Consider the following 17,105-nt stretch of genomic DNA (forward strand, 5'->3'; position numbering starts at 1 on the left):
CAATCCACGCGATACCATCGTTGAGGCGGTCGAATTCTGCCATAGACACTCAGAACTCGTCCGCCTCATCCTCTAACTTAACGCGACCGTACTCCCACCGCTCGGCTATTTCCTCACCGACTGGCGAGTCCATCAGCGCAGCGGTCTCGACGACGAGCCCGTCGGAGTCGATGAGGTTCCGTTCGTCAAGTTCGCGTTCGTATGCTGCATACCCTGCTGTCAAGTCGCGGGCAGTGAGACAGGTCGGACACTTCTCCGATGGGTGAACGACACATGATACCGACGACTGTGACGTGCCCGTTTGCGATCGAGACACGGGACATCCGGACGGCACACCCAAGCGGAGACGTCGGGGTTCCACTTATCTGTTGAACATCCGGTCGATGATGGCTCGCTGGATGAGGCCGGACTGCCGCTTGTCAGGCGGCTGCACCATCACGGCACTGCAGTCGACACTATCGACGAGTCGATCCCCGGGACGGCCGAACACTGCACCCTGTAGCCCGCGCCGCTGAGTCGTCGTGACGAGGAGGTCAGCCGACTCCGCGAACCGCGAGAGACCCTCGACCCGGTCGTCGGTCTCTAGGACCCGCGAGTCCGCATCCACAGTGAGTATCCGGCGAAGGTTATCGTGATACTCCTGCACGACGGCGCGACGCTCGTCCGAGGCGTCTGCCGGGACGGTCTGCAGTAAGGTCAGCGTCGCACCGGTTCCCTCGGCGATCTCGTTGGCGACAAGCAGCTTCACCGGATCGTACGTCCCGCTATTTGTCGCCACTGCGATCTCGTCCGCTCCGTCGAAGCCGCGGTCCTCGACGAGCAACACGGCACACGGCGCGTTCTTCAGCACGTATTTGTTGAGTCCCCTGCGGTACGGTTCGTAGAGCTCTTCGACCCGCCGTTCGAGCATGATGAAGTCCTCCTCATGGAAGGAGGCGTACTCTACGACCGCGCGACCAGGATCCTCGGTTTCGGTCTCACGGAAAGTGACGTTCGACAGCGCCCCGGCGCCCTCCTGAACGCCACCGTCAGAACGGCTGTCGTCGTCTATGCCGACGGGGCTGGTCGTCGCGTTCACCGCCCACTCGGGAGGGTCGATGCGTGGTGATGTGGTGTCGCCTGCGGTGAAGGTCCGGGGCGGGACTCGTTTGAATGTCCCGACGGTTATGTCACCCCCACGGGAATCGGAAATCTCGACTGCGAGACGGAGCATCTGTGCGCTCGTCTCCGGTGGGGTGTCGTCGGTCACCGCAACCAGCGTGTCGTACCGCCGTCGTTCGTCGAACAGGTCCGTCGTTCGCTTGAGTGCGGTTTCGCCAACGTTCTTGCGGACGCCGGTTCGGGCCGCGCCCTCGCGGTCGGTGCGCGGCCGGACGTAGAGGTAGAAGTACGCGATCGACACTGCGGTAATAAACGCCGCACCCGCGAATGGGACCAATCCAACCTGCGTGAGGACGAGGAGCCCACTCACTATCCCGAATGTTTGCATCCACGGGTACAGCGGCGAAGTGAACACGGGGTCGTACTCGTCGATCGCGCCCTCGCGGAACCCGATGAGTGCGAGGTTCACCAGGATGAAGACGATGATCTGGAACGCGCTTCCGAACTTCGCCACCTGGTCGATCGGGAGGAAGATAATCATCAGTGCGACAACTCCGCCCGACACTGCGACAGAGAGCACGGGCGTACTGAACCGGTCGCTGACCCGTTCGAATGAGGGGGGCGCGAGTCCGTCACGCGCCATTGCGAACGGGAACCGCGAGGCGGACAACAGGCCTGCGTTCGCGGTCGATGCGAGCGCCAACAGTGCCGCGGCGACGATCACGGCAGTCCCGATTGGACCGAGCACCTGTTCTGCGGCAAGCGCCATAATCGGACCCTCGCCGTCCGACTGGAGGTCACCCGCTTCGATTGCGGCCGGGATATCGATGACACCGACCGCGACGTAAACAACCGCGACGTACAGAGCGGTGGTGAGCACGAGCGACCCAATCATCGCTCGGGGAATCGTCTTGCCGGGGTCTTTCACCTCCTCGGCGACGGCGGATATCTTGATGACTCCAGCATACGAGATGAACACGAGCGCGGTTGCCGCGAGCAGGCCGCCGCTCCCGAAGTTCCACGCTCCCGCAGTCTGTTCTGGAACGATACTGGGAACACCGCCCACGATGAAGTAACCGAGCGCGACGATCATCACGCCGACAATTGCGAACTGGAGGCTGCCGGCGCTTTTAGCACTCACGATATTTATAACGGTAAAGAAAATCGCCAGCGCCACCGCGAGCGGAATGATATACTCGGCGATCCCCGGTGCAATGAATACGAGATACGGAACGCCACCGACGAGTGCCAGCGCGCCCTTAAACGAGAGCATGAACCAATTGCCAACGCCGGCGATAGTGCCCAGAAGCGGGCCCATTCCCCGCTCGACGAACACGTACGAGCCACCGTCCTCCGGCATTGCCGTCGCCATTTCGGAGGCGCTGAACGCGGCAGGGAGGATCAGTATGCCGGCCAGCAGGAAGGCCAAAACGACCGCCGGCCCGTTGACGGCCATGTACGCTACGCCCGGTAAAATGAATATACCCGCTCCGACCATCGCCCCGATGGCAATCGCCATCGTCGGGAGCAACCCTAAGTCACGCTTGAGTCCTGATTTCACGAGATCACGCTTGTCTACTAGACAACTACTGTATGCGTCCCGTATTAGTGAGGGTATCGTTTAGCTGAAGTCGTACGTCTCCTCGTAGATCGCGTTTCCGCTCGGGTTGTGAATTATCCGGACTACGGCCTCTCCGGAGGGCATCGTGGTCACGTTTGCGCTCCTCTGTTCACCGCTCTCCCAGGGACCGGTCCCGAATTCCCCGCCCCTCTCACCGTCGACTGAAACCGTGAGATCGGACCCCTCTATCGATTGCCCGCCCGTTTTTGTAACATTGATATCCGTCGTGTTGTTGCCGTCAATTGTAAACGATGCTTGCGGCGCGGTATCCCCGAGTTGATCGCCGAGTCCGAGGACGAACGTCCCGATCACGGCCGCGAGGATGACAGTGATCGCGACCATGAGGATGACGCCGATGACGGGACTCACTGCCCGTTCGTCCGCGTTGGACTGGTTGCCTGGTTTCATAGTTGGAACCCAGCGGTTCACCGAGGAACGGGTACTCCGTTCCGATCGGTTGCTGGCTGGGTGCCGCGAAGGAACGGTCGTATATGTACTTATTGGCATAAATATCAGCGATGAAATTTGCGCGAGCTGAGTCGTATCCGATGACGTGTACCGTCGGCTTATGTACTCCGCGGCGCGGGCCCGCTCTCGGACCTACAGCGATCGCAGGTATCCGGACTCGAGGAGAAGGTCCTCGATCACCGGCGGGCGCTCGATTACGCCGCCGCGCGCCCCACCACTGGGCGGGTGCGCGTCGGTCGGGCGCGCGACCGGCCCGCCGAACGCGGCCGCGATACCGGTTCGGTCCGTGCAGCCTCGCTCTGTCGGGTTCCTCCAGCGGCCGTAACGGCGGCTTCGGTGATCGACGCTCCGCACAGCAGGACGGTCAACGCGCCTCGATCGAGTACCCCCATCGCGGCACAGCGCTCCGGCCTACTGCGAGCGGCAGTTAGTCGATCGCGCGAAACGTCCGCGTGGTGTCCCTGTCGCCGTGGACGACGTCGACCTCGACGAGACCCAGCGAGGTGAAAATTCGGCTCCAGTCTCGGTAGTACAGCGGCGTGTCGTTATCGACGTAGTTCACGTCGGGGTCGGACGACGGCGACTCGTGGGCCGGTTCCTCGATCTCCGCCGTGACGAGGATCTCGCCGGTGATTCGAGCCACCTCCTCGAAGACCCACTCGACGTCTGGATGGAGGTGCTGGAGCGTTTCGACCGAATACACCGCGTCGAACTGGCCGTCGTCGAACCCCTCGATGAGCTCCTCTATCGCGCCGCAGTGAAACGTTCCGGCGGCGGCGAGCGCGGGATACGTCTCGCGCATCGTGTCGAACGCCTCGGCGTTGATGTCGACGCCCGAGAGGTTCTCGAAGCCGTGGTCGGCGAGATGTTCGAGGTGACGGCCGGACCCACACCCGAGCTCGAGAACGGTCGCGTCGCGAGGGAGGTGTCCGCTGAGGATATCGCGAATAACCGCACTCGTGTCATTGGGGCCGTGATGCGCGTAGTACGCCGGTGAGTATTCCCCCGCCCGGTCTGTCCACGTGTTTCGGACGGTGTCAGGATCCACGTGTGTCGGCGTCGGCACCGACGTAAAACCCCGTCGAACGGTGTCTGATCCTCACATCGGAGTCGCTGTCGGGAGAAGCGCGATCGAGCGGGTGAGCGGGACGCGCCGAGCCGGCAGATCGGCATCGCACGTTTATGTGCTGCGGAGCGATCGAGGGGCATGGACGTACTCGTGGTCGGTGGGGGAGCGGTCGGGCTGTCAACCGCGTACTCGTTGGCCGACCGGGGGGCGAACGTGACCCTCGCTGAGAAGGGTTCGCTCGGGAACGGCAGTACCGCTCGGTCGGCCGGCGGAATCCGGGCGCAGTTCTCCTCGCGCGTGAACGTCGAGCTCTCGCTCGCCAGCAAGGAGGTGTGGGACACCTTCGAAGACCGGTTCGGCGTGGACATCGGGCTACGAAAGACCGGCTACCTGTTCCTCGCGCGGACCGACGAGACCGCCGAGCGGTTCCGCGAGGAGGTCGAGATGCAACGCGGGCTGGGCGCGCAAAGCGAACTGCTCGCGCCCGCCGAGGCGGCCGAGCGCTGTCCGGGACTCGACCCGGAGCCGTTCGTCGCGGCGACGTACAACCCCGACGACGGGATCGCCGACCCGAACCTCGCCGTCCAGGGGTACGCCGCGGGCGCCCGCGATCTGGGCGTCGACGTCCGAGCGAAGACGGCCGTCACAGACCTCCACCGGGAGGGGGATCGCGTCGTCGGCGCGGACCTCCGAGGGGGCGACACGGGACGCACCGAGCGTTACGAGGTCGACTGCGTCGTCAACGCGGCGGGCGCGTGGGCTGCCGCGATCGGCGCGATGGCGGGCGTCGACCTCCCGATCGCGCCCCGCCGCCGCCAGATCGCCGTGGTCGACCCGACGCCGCCGGTCCCCGAGTCGGTCCCACTGACGATCGACCTCGAGACGGGGTCGTACTTCCGGCCCGAGCGAGACGGGGCTGCGCTCATCGGCGGTCACTTCGGCGAGGACGGGGACCCCGACCGGGACCCCGACGCCTACGACGAGGGGATGGACCTCGAGTGGGCGGCGCGCGCGGTCGAGAACGCCGCGGACTACGCCGAGTACTTCGGGCCCGACACCCGGATCAAACGCGGCTGGGCCGGCCTGTACGCGGTCACGCCCGACCGACACCCGATCGTCGAGGAGACGGTCCCCGGCCTCGCCACCGTCGCCGGGTTCTCCGGGCACGGGTTCCAGCACGCGCCCGCCTCCGGACGGATCGCCGCCGACCTCGTCCTCGACGGGGACACGGGGCTCCTCGACGTCTCACCGCTTACGGGCGACCGGTTCGAGCGCGGCGAAACGCTTTCGGAGCGGAGCGTCGCCTGACCGCGGCCGGACGGCCGCGCGGCGACGGGCGTTCCACCCGGTCGAAGCGGTCCGCTCCTGGGTTCTCACCGGTCGAACGCTGTCGGATCGAACGGCGTCGCTCGCTCCCAACAGTCCGAGAACCGCTCCGTGGCCCACTCGTGAACGACCGGGTCGTCAGTGTCGATCGACGCGCGGAGGATCCCGCCCTCGTCCCGGACCAGTAGGTACACGGTCCCGTCGGCGACGGTGACCGACAGCGGGACCTCCTCGCGGGAGACCCTGATCGCCGCGTCGTCGTGGTCGGCGAGCGCTCGCAGCTGCGTCCAGAGCTGGCCGTCCGTCGTCAGGGCCTCGATAGCGCTCGTCGAGAGCACCGCTTCGAACGTTTGCTTGCCCGCGGTGACGCGCTCGCGGGCCGTCGCGAGGCTCTGCTCGTTGAGCGTATGCGAGAACGCGCGCAGCGTCGTCGCGCGCTCCATGCCGTCGAGGACGCGTTGAAGCGGGGCACTCGGGCGGGGCCGGCTCGGAACGGTCACCGTCGCGTCGGCGAGCCGACGGAGGTCGAAGCCGAGCTCCGCCGTCGGGAGGTACGCGACCACGTCGCGAAGCTTCGCCTCCGTTTCCAACACGGCGACGAGGTCATCGATACCGTCCGCTACCAACGCCCCGGTCGCGGTCGCGACGTGTTTGCCGCCCTCACGCCTGACCCACGACCGCTCGGCGAAGTCCTCGAGGATCCGTCCGAGCGTCGCCTGCGACGCCCCGGTGGCCGCCGCGAGTTCACCCCGGGTGTGCGGTCGCGTCGCCAACAGCTGCAGTATCTCGACGCGGTTCGTCGAGCGCGCGAGAAACTCGATCTCTTCGAGCGGCGCCTCCATACGTGGTTCTGAACCCACTGAGATAAACCGGCTTCGCTCCCTGCGTGCGTTTCACGGGGTGAAATCGTATCGTACTGGTCGAATGTTTCTCGACGTCGAATATTTTCTGAATTTCGTTATATAGCTCCGACTCTTCTATCGTAATGTGATTGATTCGTGCCGTTCGACTGACTGTTCGCGTGATATCGGTACCGGGGTGTTCCGATAGCGTGTTCGCCCGACGGACTGCCGTCCTGTTTTCCGTTTCGGCCTTGCTCTTCGGCGGGACATTCGTCGCGGCGAAGACGGGCCTCGCGCACATTCCCCCGTTGTTCTTCGTGGCCGTCCGCTTCGATATCGGTGCGGTCGTTCTCGCGGCGTTCGCGGTGACACACCTCTCTCGCGCGGAGCTCCGCCCGCGGACGATGGGCGACGTCGCCGGGATCCTCGCGACCGGCGTGTTGGTGATCGGACTGACGAACGCGCTGCTGTTCGTCGGCCAGCAGTACGTGACGAGCGGGGTCGCGGCCGTCATCTTCAGTCTGAACCCGATACTGACACCGGTGTTCGCCGGGCTCCTGCTCGCGGACAGCCGCCTCTCCGGCCGCGCCGTCGTCGGGATGGGGCTCGGGCTCCTGGGCGTCGTCCTGGTGGCCGACCCGTCGCCGTCGGCGCTTCTCGGCGGTGGGCTCGGGGTTCCGCTGCTGTTCGCGGCCGCCGTGACGAGCGCGTTCGGTGCGGTGGCGATTCGTCGCGCCGACGCCACGCTGTCGAGCACGGCCCGTACCGTCTGGGGCGTTCCGCTAGCCGCGGTCCTCTCGCACGCCCTGAGCGTCGGCGCCGGCGAGTCCGTCGCCTCGCTGTCGGTGCCGCCCGTCGCTCTCGGCGCGTTGCTGTACGTGGGCGTCTTCTCGGGCGCGGTCGCGTACCTCGCCTACTTCGCGTTGATCGACGAGACCGACGCGACGCGGGCGAACCTGCTGTTCTACTTCGTGCCGATCGTCTCCGCCGTCGGCGGGTGGGCGCTCCTCGGCGAGACCCTCTCGATGCTGTCCGTGGGCGGTTTCGGCGTCATCGTCGTCGGCTTCGTGCTCGCGAGCGGGCTCTCGGTGGACCCGTCGCGGGTCCGTCAGTGGGTCGTCCCGGCGCGGTTCCTCGAGGACAACCCGACGCGGTGAGACCCTTCACGACCCGCGGGGCGAGGCGGGCGCCTGCGGTCGGCGATGTCGATCAGTTCGAGTCCGCCGTCTGGGCCGCGCCGACAGCAGTCGCTCGCCGGCGACCCACGTCCCCCGACGCAAGTGTGGTTGCCGTGGACAGGCACCTTCGGACGGGCCGCTACACGCCGACGGAGATCCCCGAGGGCGTCGAGCCGCCGCCGATCGGCCGGACGAATTGCGGAGGGGTCACTCGGCGTCCGCCGCGGCGGTTCGAGCCAGTTCGAGCGCGACGCCGAGGGCGAGTGCGCCGACGAACAGCAGGACGGTACTCGCGACCACGGCCGCCCCGCTACTCCGCGGAACCTGCTCGGTGACCGAGACGAAGACGCGCACGTCGAGCGCGACGACGACGACGGCGCCGATCCCGTTGAACACCATGTCCAGGACCGTGTCGCGGAGCCCGTAGTACTCCAACACCGGCGGTCTGTCGATGTACTCGCTGAGCTCGCGGGCGGCCAGCTCCACGAACTCCCAGAAGACGCCGGCGCCGAGCGTGAACAGGACGGTGAACAGCGCCGCGTAGGCGTCCGTGACCTGCGAACCGAGTGCAGCGGGGGACAGGACGCTCGCGTAGACGAGCGCCGCGAGGAGGGCCGCGGAGACGGTGTGCGTGACGTGGTCCCACCACGAAACGGTGTCGTACCACCCCAGCATCCCCAGCATGTGCAGGAATCCCGCGGCGGCGATCCACGCTGAGAGTGCGGGGTCGAACGCGACGTCGGCCCCGCTTCTGACGGCGATCGCGAATTCGGTGAGCGTCGGCACGGCGGCCACCGCGAGGGACGCGACCGCGTTCACGACCGCTTGGAGGTTCCGGGACAGCACGCCGATAACGAGCGTTCCGAAGGTCCCGGCGAAGAAGACGAGGAACGCGGCTTGCAGTGCGTTTGTCATTGGAGGGAGGTCGCGGGTCCGACAGATCGGGTGACGCGCTCGCGGGCCCCTCGCCGTTCCGTCACTTCTCTTTCTCGTCGGAGAGGTTGAGTTCAGACACGAGGCGCGCGGTGATGGTCTCTTCGACGATGTCGAGCAACTGGACGTCGTCAGACGTGTAGTCCGCGAAGATACCGAGGGGGATCTCACCGCCCGCGACGTCGTGGTGCCCGCCGCCGCTTCCGACGTCGTCGAACGCCTCGTGCAGTACCGTCCCGACGTTGACGCGCGCGTCCGGAGACCGGGCGCTGACGTGGATCGCGTCGTCGACGAGGCCGAACACGATCGCGGTTTGAACCCCCTCCAGTCGGACGAGGTAATCGACCGCCTGGGGGAGCGCGTCCCGCTCGCCCGTCCGGCCGACGTGGGAGATGAGGACCGCTTGGGTTACCTTTCGGTTGTCGATCGCGGTCGAGATCGCGTCGAGGGTCCCCCCGGAGACGGACGGCGTCGAGAGCTGCCGGAGCATCTCCTGATCCGCGTACTCGTGGAGGTGCCCCGCGGCCTCGTACTCCCCGTGAGTCGCTCCCCGGAGGAAGTCGAGCGTGTCCGACCGGATGGCGAACAGGAGCGCCGTCGCGAGGTCGGTGTCCAACTCGACATCGAGCGCGCGCACGTACTCCGTGAGGATCGTCGCCGCCGCGCCCAGCTCCTCGCGGTGGTCGACGAAGCGGGCGTCGATGCCCTCGGCGGGGTGATGGTCGATCACGATGTCGACGGCCGTGTCCGGAGGGACCGTGTTGTTCTCGCTCGGAACGGAGTGGTCGACGAACGCGAGCAGCGAGTCCGGCTGTCGGTCCTGGACGGACCCGGGTTCGAACGGCTTGAGGTCGATGTCGAGCAGGTTCACGAACGCCCGGTTCTGCTGGTGGGAGATGTCGCCGCTGTAGAGGATCTGCCGCTCGTCGATACCGACCGCGGCCGCGATACGACCCAGTGCGAGCGCGCTCGCGAGACAGTCCGGGTCGGGGTTGTTGTGACAGACGATGTTGAGCTCGCTGCCCTCTTCGAGGAGGTCCTGGAGCTGTTCCGCTTGGCTCATGTTCCGGTGTCTACGTTCTCGAGACAGTTACAGTCCGGGGTGCCGTCGGAATCCGCTGTCGTCGGTGCTCGTCCAGCGCTCGTGGTCCGGCGGGGACGTGTCCGGCGCACCGATAAGAACGTGTCCGGCGTACCAACAAGACAGTTAACGCGCGCCCACAAGTGGCGGGTATGCACGGCGACGACGACGGTAACGTCCGGTCGGGCTCGACGGTGCTCCCGAAGTCGAAGTCCACCGAGATCCTCCACGTCGACGACGACCTCGGGTTCGCCGACCTCGTCTCCACCTTCTTGGAACGCGAACGCGACGCCTTCCGCGTCCGCACCGAGACGGACCCCCGCGACGTGCTCGACGCGCTCGACGAGGAGGGATCGACGATCGACTGCGTCGTCAGCGACTACGACATGCCGGGGCTCGACGGTCTAGAGCTGTTGGCGCGGGTGCGCGACGCCCGCCCGGACCTCCCGTTCATCCTCTTCACCGGGAAGGGGAGCGAGGAGATCGCAAGCGAGGCCATCACGGCGGGCGTCACGGACTACCTCCAGAAGGCGGGCGGCACCGAGCAGTACGGCGTCCTCGCCAACCGCGTCCAGAACGCCGTCGAGGGGTACTGGGCCGAGCGGTACATGAACCGCGGGCTCGAAGCGATCGAGACCGCGCGAGACGGGATCAGCATCCTCGGCGACGACGGGCGCATCGAGTACGCGAACACCGCCTACGCGGAGATCCTTGGCTACGACCGCGACGCGCTCGTCGGCCGCCACTGGGAGATGCTCTACGAGGACGAGGACGTCGAACACGTCTACGACGTCGTCCTCCCGGAGGCGCGCGGTGGGGGGTGGCGCGGCACCACGTCGTTCGTCCGCGCGGACGGCGAGACGGTCGAGGTCGAGCACGCGCTGTCGTACACCGACGACGACTCTTTGATCTGCACGCTCACCGCCTCCGGCGCGACCGCCCCGTCGGGCTCGACCGCCGCGGCGAAGCTGCGGGCGATGGACGAGGCGCCGATCGGGATCACGCTCGCGGACCCGGAGCAGGAGGATAACCCGATCGTCTACGCGAACGACGAGTTCACCGCGCTCACCGGCTACGAGCGACCCGAGGTCCTCGGGCGGAACTGCCGGTTCCTCCAAGGCGAGGGGACCGACGACGAGCAGGTCGCGGCCCTCCGGGAGGCCATCGACGACCGGGAGCCGGTGGCGGTCGAACTGCGGAACTACCGGAAGGACGGCACGGAGTTCTGGAACCGCGTCCGCGTCGCCCCGATGTTCGACGCCGACGGCGACCTCGATCTGTTCGTCGGGTTCCAGGACGACGTCACGGAGCGCAAGCGGTACGAGCAGCGGTTGGAGTCGAGCTCCGCGCGCCTCGAAGCGCTCTTCGAACACTCGCCGGACATGTTCGCTGTCCACGACATCGACGGCACGATCCGGGACGTCAACCGGCGGCTGTGCGAGGAACTGGGGTACGCGGAGTCGGAGCTCCTCGGCCGAAAGGTCTGGGAGATCGACCCGACGGCCGACCCGGACCGCGCGTCGTCGTTCTGGGAGACGCTCCCCCCGAACACCCCCTACCGCTTCGAGACCGAATTCGAGCGGAAGGACGGCTCCGCGTTCCCCATTGAGGTCCACCTCATCCGGCTGGACCTCGACGGCGAGGACCGGTTCGTGGCGATGGACCGAGACGTGAGCGACCAGAAGCGGCGCGAGCGCGCGCTCGTCCAGCAGAACGAGCGGTTGGACCGGTTCACGAGCGTCGTGAGCCACGACCTGCGGAGCCCGTTGCGGGTCGCCGAAGGGAACCTCGAACTGCTGAGCGAGGAGTGCGAGAGCGACCGCGTCGACGTGATCGGCGACGCGTTGGCGCGCATGGACGCCCTGATCGAGGACCTGCTGGCGTTCGCGCAGGCCGGCGAGGCGGCGATGGACCTCGAAGCGGTCTCGGTGCCGGACCTCGCCCGGTCGAGCTGGGAGTCGCTGCCGACGGAGAACGCGACGCTCGCCGTCGAGACGGGGCGCACCGTCGAGGCCGACCGCGACCAGCTCCGACAGCTCGTCTCGAACCTGCTCCAGAACGCCGTCGCCCACGGCGGGCCGGACGTGACGGTGACGGTCGGCGACACCGACGGCGGCTTTTACGTCGCCGACGACGGGGCCGGACTCCCCGAGTCGAACCGCGCGGACGTGTTCGAGGCGGGCTTCACGACCGCCCCGGACGGCACCGGGTTCGGACTGGGGATCGTCAGCGAGATCGTCGACCGACACGGCTGGGCGATCACGGCGACGAACGGCCCAGACGGCGGCGCCCGCTTCGAGATCGCGACCGAGTGACCGCGCGCACGTCTCGCGCACGCCGTTCGCCTGACCGCACGCCGTTCGCCTGACCGCACGCCGTTCCAGTACGCGGGGGTACTCGCGGGTTCGGACTCGCCTCCGTCGTCTCGTCCCCCCAGGTAAATCGCATCATATTTTTAAGCAATAGAGTTGATACGAACCGCATGAACATATCCTTCGGGACGGCCGAGCGTCGGGGCGTCGCGGTCGCTCTCGTCGCGCTGCTCCTCCTCTCGACGGTGACGGGCGTCGCGGCGGCGCAGTCAGTTCGGGGAGCCTCGGGAACGGTTGTCGTCGAGGAGGGCGAGACGGTCTCCAGCGTCGACGCACTCGCCGGGAGCATCGTGGTCCGGGGGACCGTCACGGGTGACGTCTCCGGGGTCGCCGGGACGATTCACGTCGTCGAGGACGGGCGGGTCGAGGGATCGATCTCCGGCGCGGCCGGTGACGTCCGCATCGACGGCGACGTCGGCGGCGACGTCAGCGCCGGCAGCGGAAACGTCCGGGTGGCCGAGACCGCCGCGATCGGCGGCGACGTCAGCGTCGGCGCGGGATACGTCCGCATCGACGGCCGGATCGACGGCGACGTCCGCGTCGGCGCCGAGACGGTCGTCCTGGGACCGAACGCGGATATCGGTGGCGAGTTCCGCTACGACGCCGTCAGGTTCACGCAAGACCCCGCGGCGACGGTCGCAGGCGGCGTCGTCGAGGATTCGAGCCTCCGGGGCGAGGTCGGGAGCTTTACCGTCCCCGACTGGGTGGCGACCGGGTACGGCCTCCTCGCGAACCTGCTCCTCGGGGCGCTCCTGCTCGCCGTCTTTCCGGCCTTCTCGGCGAGGATCGCGGGGCGCGTGTCCGACGAGCCGGCGAAAAACGGCGGGGCCGGACTGCTGACGCTCGTCGGCGGACCGATCCTCTTGACGCTGGTCGCGATCACGGTCATCGGCATTCCACTTGCGGTCCTCGGCGCGGTCACGTTCGGCCTCGCGGTCTGGGTCGGAGCCGTCTACGGGCAGTACGCCGTCGGTGCGTGGGTCCTCCGGCGGGCCGAACGAGACGACCGGTGGTTGTCGCTCGTGGCGGGCCTCCTCGGATTCGCAATTCTGGGGCTGGTCCCGATCGTCGGCGGGCTCTTCGTATTCGGTGCGCTCCTGCTGGGACTGGGAGCGCTCGCGTCGGAGCTCCGGGACTCGTTCCGCGCTCGGCGACGCCCGGGCCCCAGCGATCGACAGACGACGTTCGACGAGTCGTTCGGGGATTCGAACGCCGGCTCTCCCCCCGAACGGACGACCGGCGGTCGGTGAGCGCGGTCGGACGCTGGGCCTCGCTCCCGGGGCTCGACGCGGCCAAGGGCGACGACCGCCTCCGCGCGTCAGTCCGCCGCGTCCGGCGCGCCGTCGGCTCTCCCCGTCCCGCCGCCGAGCGTCGGCGGCAACGCCCCGTCGTACCCGTCCGGCACGTACGGACACAGGGGGTCGCTCTCCAGCGGGTCTCCCGTCGTCGCGTACGCTCGCGACCGGCTCCCGCCGCAGACCCGTCGGAACTCGCAGGCGCCGCACTTCCCCTTCAGGCGGTCCGGCTCGCGGAGCGACTCGAAAAGGTCCGCGTCCCGGTAGATGTCGACGATCGACCGGTCCCGGACGTTGCCGGCGGACTCCGGGAGGAACCCCGACGGATACGCCTCGCCCGTGTGGCTCACGAACGCGAACCCGCGTCCGGCGGTGATCCCGCCCCGCCGCCGGGCCGCCCCCTCGTCGCCGTCGGACTGGAGCCCGACCCGACGGTAGAAGGGCGCCTCGGTCGTCTTGACGCCGAACGGCTCCGACTCGGCGACGCCGTGGAGCCACTCCATCACGCCCTCCGCGCGCTCGGGCGGAATCGGATCGAGGATCCGCCCTCGACCGATCGGGACGAGGAAGAACACGCTCCAGAGGACGGCGCCGAGGTCCCGGACGCGGTCGCGGATCGCGGGCAGCTCGTCGGCCGTCTCCGCGCAGACGGTCGTGTTGACCTGCAGCGGCAGCCCCGCGTCGGCCGCCGCCTCCGCCGCCGCAAGCGTGCTCTCGAAGCTCTCCTCGCCGCGGAACCGGTCGTGGCTCGCGCGCGTCGCGCCGTCGAGGCTGAGCGCCATCCGCCGGATCCCGGCGTCGGCGAGGGCCTCGACCCGGCCGGGCGTCAGCGACCCCGTCCCGCTCGGCGTGATCGTCATGCGGAGGCCCCGGTCGTCGCCGTGCGAGACCAGCTCCAACAGGTCGTCCCTGGCGAGGGGGTCGCCGCCGGAGAGCACGACGAGCTGGCCGTCCCCGAACGCCGCCGCGTCGTCGAGGAGCCGCTTCCCCTCCGCGGTCGTCAGCTCGTCGGGGTGCCGAGCCGGCTTCGCGTCGGCGCGGCAGTGCCGGCAGGCGAGCCCGCACGCCTGCGTCACCTCCCAGATGAGAACCAGCGGCCGCCGGTCGGTGTCGAGGTCGTCGAACATCGGCTTCCCGAGTGTTGTCGTCCCATCCGCTTGGGTCCTCTCCCGAACGTGTTCACGCGCGGTCGAGCGCCCGTTCGACCGATCCACCGGTTTGATACTGTCACCCGTCGAAGGCGACGTATGACCGATTCCGTGCTCGTCGCGATGGACGACTCGCCCCTGAGCCGCGAGGCGCTCGCGTTCGCCCTCGACACGTTCCCGGACGCGGCGGTCACCGTCGTCCACGTGGCGTATCCCGAACTCGATATGCTCCCCGAGGACACCGAAGAGGTCTACGGCGCCTCGGTCGACGAACTCGACGGCGTGGGCGACGAGACCGCCGCGTCGGTGTTCGAGACCGTCCGCGAGGTCGCCGGCGACCGCGACGTGGCCGTCACCTTCCTCACCGGAGAGACGGACCGCCGCATCGTCGAGTACGCCGACGACGGCGGGTTCGGCCACGTCGTCCTCGGCACGCACGGTCGCTCGGGGATCTCGCGGGTCCTGATCGGGAGCGTCGCCGAGGCCGTCCTCCGAGAGACCACGGTGCCGACGACGCTCGTAAAGTGACGTCACCGCCGAGAGAGGGACCGACGGCTGTCACCGTGACCGACCGGTGTCCCGTGTTTGACCCACGCGCTCGGCCGCTTCGATGAGCGTGCCGAGCGTCCGTTGGACGTCGTCGTTGCGCAGCGCCGACACGAGTCCCAACACGCCGACCCGTCGGTCGGCCGTCTCGTCGGTAAACGCGCTCGCACCGGCGTCGAGCGTCTCGACGATCTGCGGGTCGCTCGCCCGCTCGGCCAGGTCGGTGGCCTGTCCCAGCTGCGTGCCGAGCCGGTAGTACTCCTCGGTGCTGCGGTCGGCGGCATCGCCGAACCCCTCCACGAGCGCGAGGAGCCCGCGGACGGTCTCCATGTTCTCGCCGAGCGCGACGAGTGCGTCGACGGACTCCGCACGGTCGAATGCCGTCGCGAGTCGGCGGACGTCTTCTCGCGCAGCCGCGGCGGCCGCCTCGTCCTCGGGGGCAACGTCCGCCAGCGCGTCGCTCGCGACTTCGAGCGTCGACAGCAGGTCGAGGAACGTGTCGGTGTTGTGGCCGATCCGGCGCAACAGGACCAGCGTCTCCTCGCGTTCGAACGCCACGCGGAGCTGCGCGATCTCCCCGCGGTTCTCGGCGGCCACGGTACGCAGTTCGGGGACGAGCTCCGCCGAGAGGTCCTGTGCGACGACCACCAGATCGAGGAGATCGGCCAGCGAATCGGCGTTGTCGCCCACTTGCTCGATCAGCCGCCTCGTCTCCTCGTTCTCGAGGGACGACCGCAGGTCGGCCAACGGCTCGCGGTTCTCCGCCGCGGCCGTCCGCAGCTCCGGGACGAGGTCCTCGCTCAGGCCGCGCACGACGGCGAGCAAGTCCAACAGCGCGATCAGGTCGTCGGCCTGCGCGTTTACGCGCGCGACCAGTTCGTCCACGTCGGCGCCGTCGCCGGTCGCGAACGCGTCCACGTCTGCTGATGTCTCACTCATGGGGTTATGGGACCGGGTCGTAGCCACGCATCCAGACGTTCCAGTACAGCGACGGGATCACGTTGATGTCGAGGATCCAGTTGAGTCGGCTCACAACCGGTGCGGAGATGGGACTCTCGTAGTCGAACTCCGCGATCATCGCCTTCCCCTTCTCGACGAGAATCGGACAGGCGGTGTACCCGTCGTAGTCGGAGGCGAGCGACCGATCGTCGAGGTACCGCTCGACGTTGTCCACGACGACATGCGACTGTTTGCGCGCGGCCGAGGCGGTCCGCGAGGTCGGTACGTCGGCGTTGTCGCCGAGCGCGAACACGGTCGGATACGCCTCGTGTTGGAGCGTGTTGTCGTCGACCGAGACGTACTCGCCACCGTCGGTCAACGGAGAATTCTCGACGACGAACTCGTGTCCGTACTGCGGCGGAACGGGCGCGTACAGGTCGTACTCCAAGGCGTCGCCCTCCGCCGAGCGGACCGTCTGGTGTTCGTAGTCGACCTCGGAGACGGTGAACTCCGGCACGAACGTGATGTCGCGGTCGTCCCAGATCTCCTCGATCCGCTCTTGATACGGCGCCTTCGGCCCCGTACCGAACACCTCCGACCCGGGCTTCGTCATCACGATCTCGGCGTCCTCGCGAACACCGCGTTTACGGAGGTACTCCTCCATCAGCATCGTGAGCTTCAGCGGTGCGCCGCCGCACTTGATCGGCGTGTCCGGGACCGTCACGAGGAAGCGCCCCCCGTCGAACTCGTCGACCGCGTCGCCCAGCGCTCGCGCCGCGGAGGCGTGATAGAACGGATACACCGAATCCGTCTGGTTCCAGCCCTCGATCATCCCCGGGACCGCATCCGGACGGAGGTCGTTCCCGACCGCGGAGATGAGGATGTCGTACTCGTAGGTGCCATCCTCGCCGGAGACGGTCCGTTCGTCCGGGTCGACCCCGACAATTTCGTCTTGAACGAACCCGATGTCGTCGTGGAGCAACTCCCGCGTGTCTCGCTGCTGCTCGTCGAGGTCCATGTACCCGAACGGGATCAGGTAGTAGGCCGGCTGGTAGCTGTGCGTCCGGCGCTTGTCGATCACGGTCACGTCGGCGTCGATGCGACGACGGAGCGCGTTTGCCGTCATCGTCCCCGCGGCACCGCCGCCGAGAATGAGGACGGTTGGTCGTGTTGCAGTCATCGTGAG

The 17,105-nt window shown here is 67.8% G+C and carries 15 protein-coding genes; 5 read left to right on the forward strand and 10 right to left on the reverse strand.

Annotated features, from left to right (window positions below; translation table 11 throughout):
- Positions 1-49: 49 nt before the first annotated feature.
- From C468_RS18720 to C468_RS13970, 4 genes are all read right to left on the reverse strand, one after another.
- On the reverse strand, positions 50-223 hold the full coding sequence (locus C468_RS18720; RefSeq protein ID WP_008849543.1) for a hypothetical protein: 174 nt from the start codon (positions 221-223) through the stop codon (positions 50-52).
- A gap of 138 nt (positions 224-361) precedes the next feature.
- Entirely contained in the window at positions 362-2,662 is a 2,301-nt protein-coding gene (locus C468_RS13955) for an APC family permease (protein ID WP_049912245.1), read from the reverse strand.
- A 60-nt stretch (positions 2,663-2,722) separates the two neighbouring features.
- Complete coding sequence (locus C468_RS13960) at positions 2,723-3,130, reverse strand: type IV pilin (RefSeq protein ID WP_049912246.1); 408 nt, start codon at positions 3,128-3,130, stop codon at positions 2,723-2,725.
- Positions 3,131-3,617: 487 nt separating this feature from the next.
- Positions 3,618-4,238, reverse strand: coding sequence for a class I SAM-dependent methyltransferase (locus tag C468_RS13970; RefSeq protein ID WP_008849547.1), 621 nt, complete (start codon positions 4,236-4,238; stop codon positions 3,618-3,620).
- A 159-nt stretch (positions 4,239-4,397) separates the two neighbouring features.
- Here C468_RS13970 and C468_RS13975 point away from each other — a divergent pair, with 159 nt between their 5' ends.
- Complete coding sequence (locus C468_RS13975) at positions 4,398-5,567, forward strand: NAD(P)/FAD-dependent oxidoreductase (protein WP_008849548.1); 1,170 nt, start codon at positions 4,398-4,400, stop codon at positions 5,565-5,567.
- Positions 5,568-5,632: 65 nt separating this feature from the next.
- Here C468_RS13975 and C468_RS13980 read toward each other — a convergent pair whose 3' ends face one another.
- Positions 5,633-6,427 (reverse strand): helix-turn-helix transcriptional regulator, encoded by a 795-nt coding sequence (locus tag C468_RS13980; RefSeq protein WP_008849549.1) that lies wholly within the window; start codon positions 6,425-6,427, stop codon positions 5,633-5,635.
- Between the two features lie 209 nt (positions 6,428-6,636).
- Between C468_RS13980 and C468_RS13985 the strand changes: the two genes are divergently transcribed.
- Complete coding sequence (locus tag C468_RS13985) at positions 6,637-7,584, forward strand: DMT family transporter (protein WP_049912247.1); 948 nt, start codon at positions 6,637-6,639, stop codon at positions 7,582-7,584.
- A gap of 228 nt (positions 7,585-7,812) precedes the next feature.
- Here C468_RS13985 and C468_RS13990 read toward each other — a convergent pair whose 3' ends face one another.
- On the reverse strand, positions 7,813-8,520 hold the full coding sequence (locus C468_RS13990; RefSeq protein WP_008849551.1) for a hypothetical protein: 708 nt from the start codon (positions 8,518-8,520) through the stop codon (positions 7,813-7,815).
- Between the two features lie 61 nt (positions 8,521-8,581).
- A complete protein-coding gene (locus C468_RS13995) occupies positions 8,582-9,601 on the reverse strand; it encodes a DHH family phosphoesterase (RefSeq protein ID WP_008849552.1) in 1,020 nt (339 codons plus the stop codon).
- Positions 9,602-9,771: 170 nt separating this feature from the next.
- On the opposite strand from C468_RS13995, the gene C468_RS14000 reads away from it, so the two are divergent.
- Complete coding sequence (locus tag C468_RS14000) at positions 9,772-11,934, forward strand: PAS domain S-box protein (protein WP_008849553.1); 2,163 nt, start codon at positions 9,772-9,774, stop codon at positions 11,932-11,934.
- A 167-nt stretch (positions 11,935-12,101) separates the two neighbouring features.
- Complete coding sequence (locus tag C468_RS14005) at positions 12,102-13,241, forward strand: bactofilin family protein (protein WP_008849554.1); 1,140 nt, start codon at positions 12,102-12,104, stop codon at positions 13,239-13,241.
- 68 nt (positions 13,242-13,309) lie between these two features.
- On the opposite strand, the gene C468_RS14010 is transcribed toward C468_RS14005, so the two are convergent.
- Positions 13,310-14,413, reverse strand: a complete 1,104-nt coding sequence (locus tag C468_RS14010) for a radical SAM protein (RefSeq protein ID WP_008849555.1) — start codon at positions 14,411-14,413, stop codon at positions 13,310-13,312.
- Positions 14,414-14,533: 120 nt separating this feature from the next.
- Between C468_RS14010 and C468_RS14015 the strand changes: the two genes are divergently transcribed.
- The gene (locus tag C468_RS14015; RefSeq protein WP_008849556.1) at positions 14,534-14,962 is read left to right on the forward strand and encodes a universal stress protein; all 429 of its coding nucleotides are present in this window, start codon (positions 14,534-14,536) and stop codon (positions 14,960-14,962) included.
- Positions 14,963-14,992: 30 nt separating this feature from the next.
- On the opposite strand, the gene C468_RS14020 is transcribed toward C468_RS14015, so the two are convergent.
- Entirely contained in the window at positions 14,993-15,919 is a 927-nt protein-coding gene (locus C468_RS14020; protein ID WP_152422933.1) for a DUF1641 domain-containing protein, read from the reverse strand.
- A 4-nt stretch (positions 15,920-15,923) separates the two neighbouring features.
- Positions 15,924-17,099: an NAD(P)/FAD-dependent oxidoreductase gene (locus C468_RS14025; protein ID WP_080510654.1), complete on the reverse strand. Its 1,176-nt coding sequence runs from the start codon at positions 17,097-17,099 to the stop codon at positions 15,924-15,926.
- Between the last annotated feature and the right edge of the window lie 6 nt (positions 17,100-17,105).

The organism is Halorubrum kocurii JCM 14978, from assembly GCF_000337355.1.
In the GTDB taxonomy this organism is placed as follows: Archaea; Halobacteriota; Halobacteria; order Halobacteriales; family Haloferacaceae; genus Halorubrum; species Halorubrum kocurii.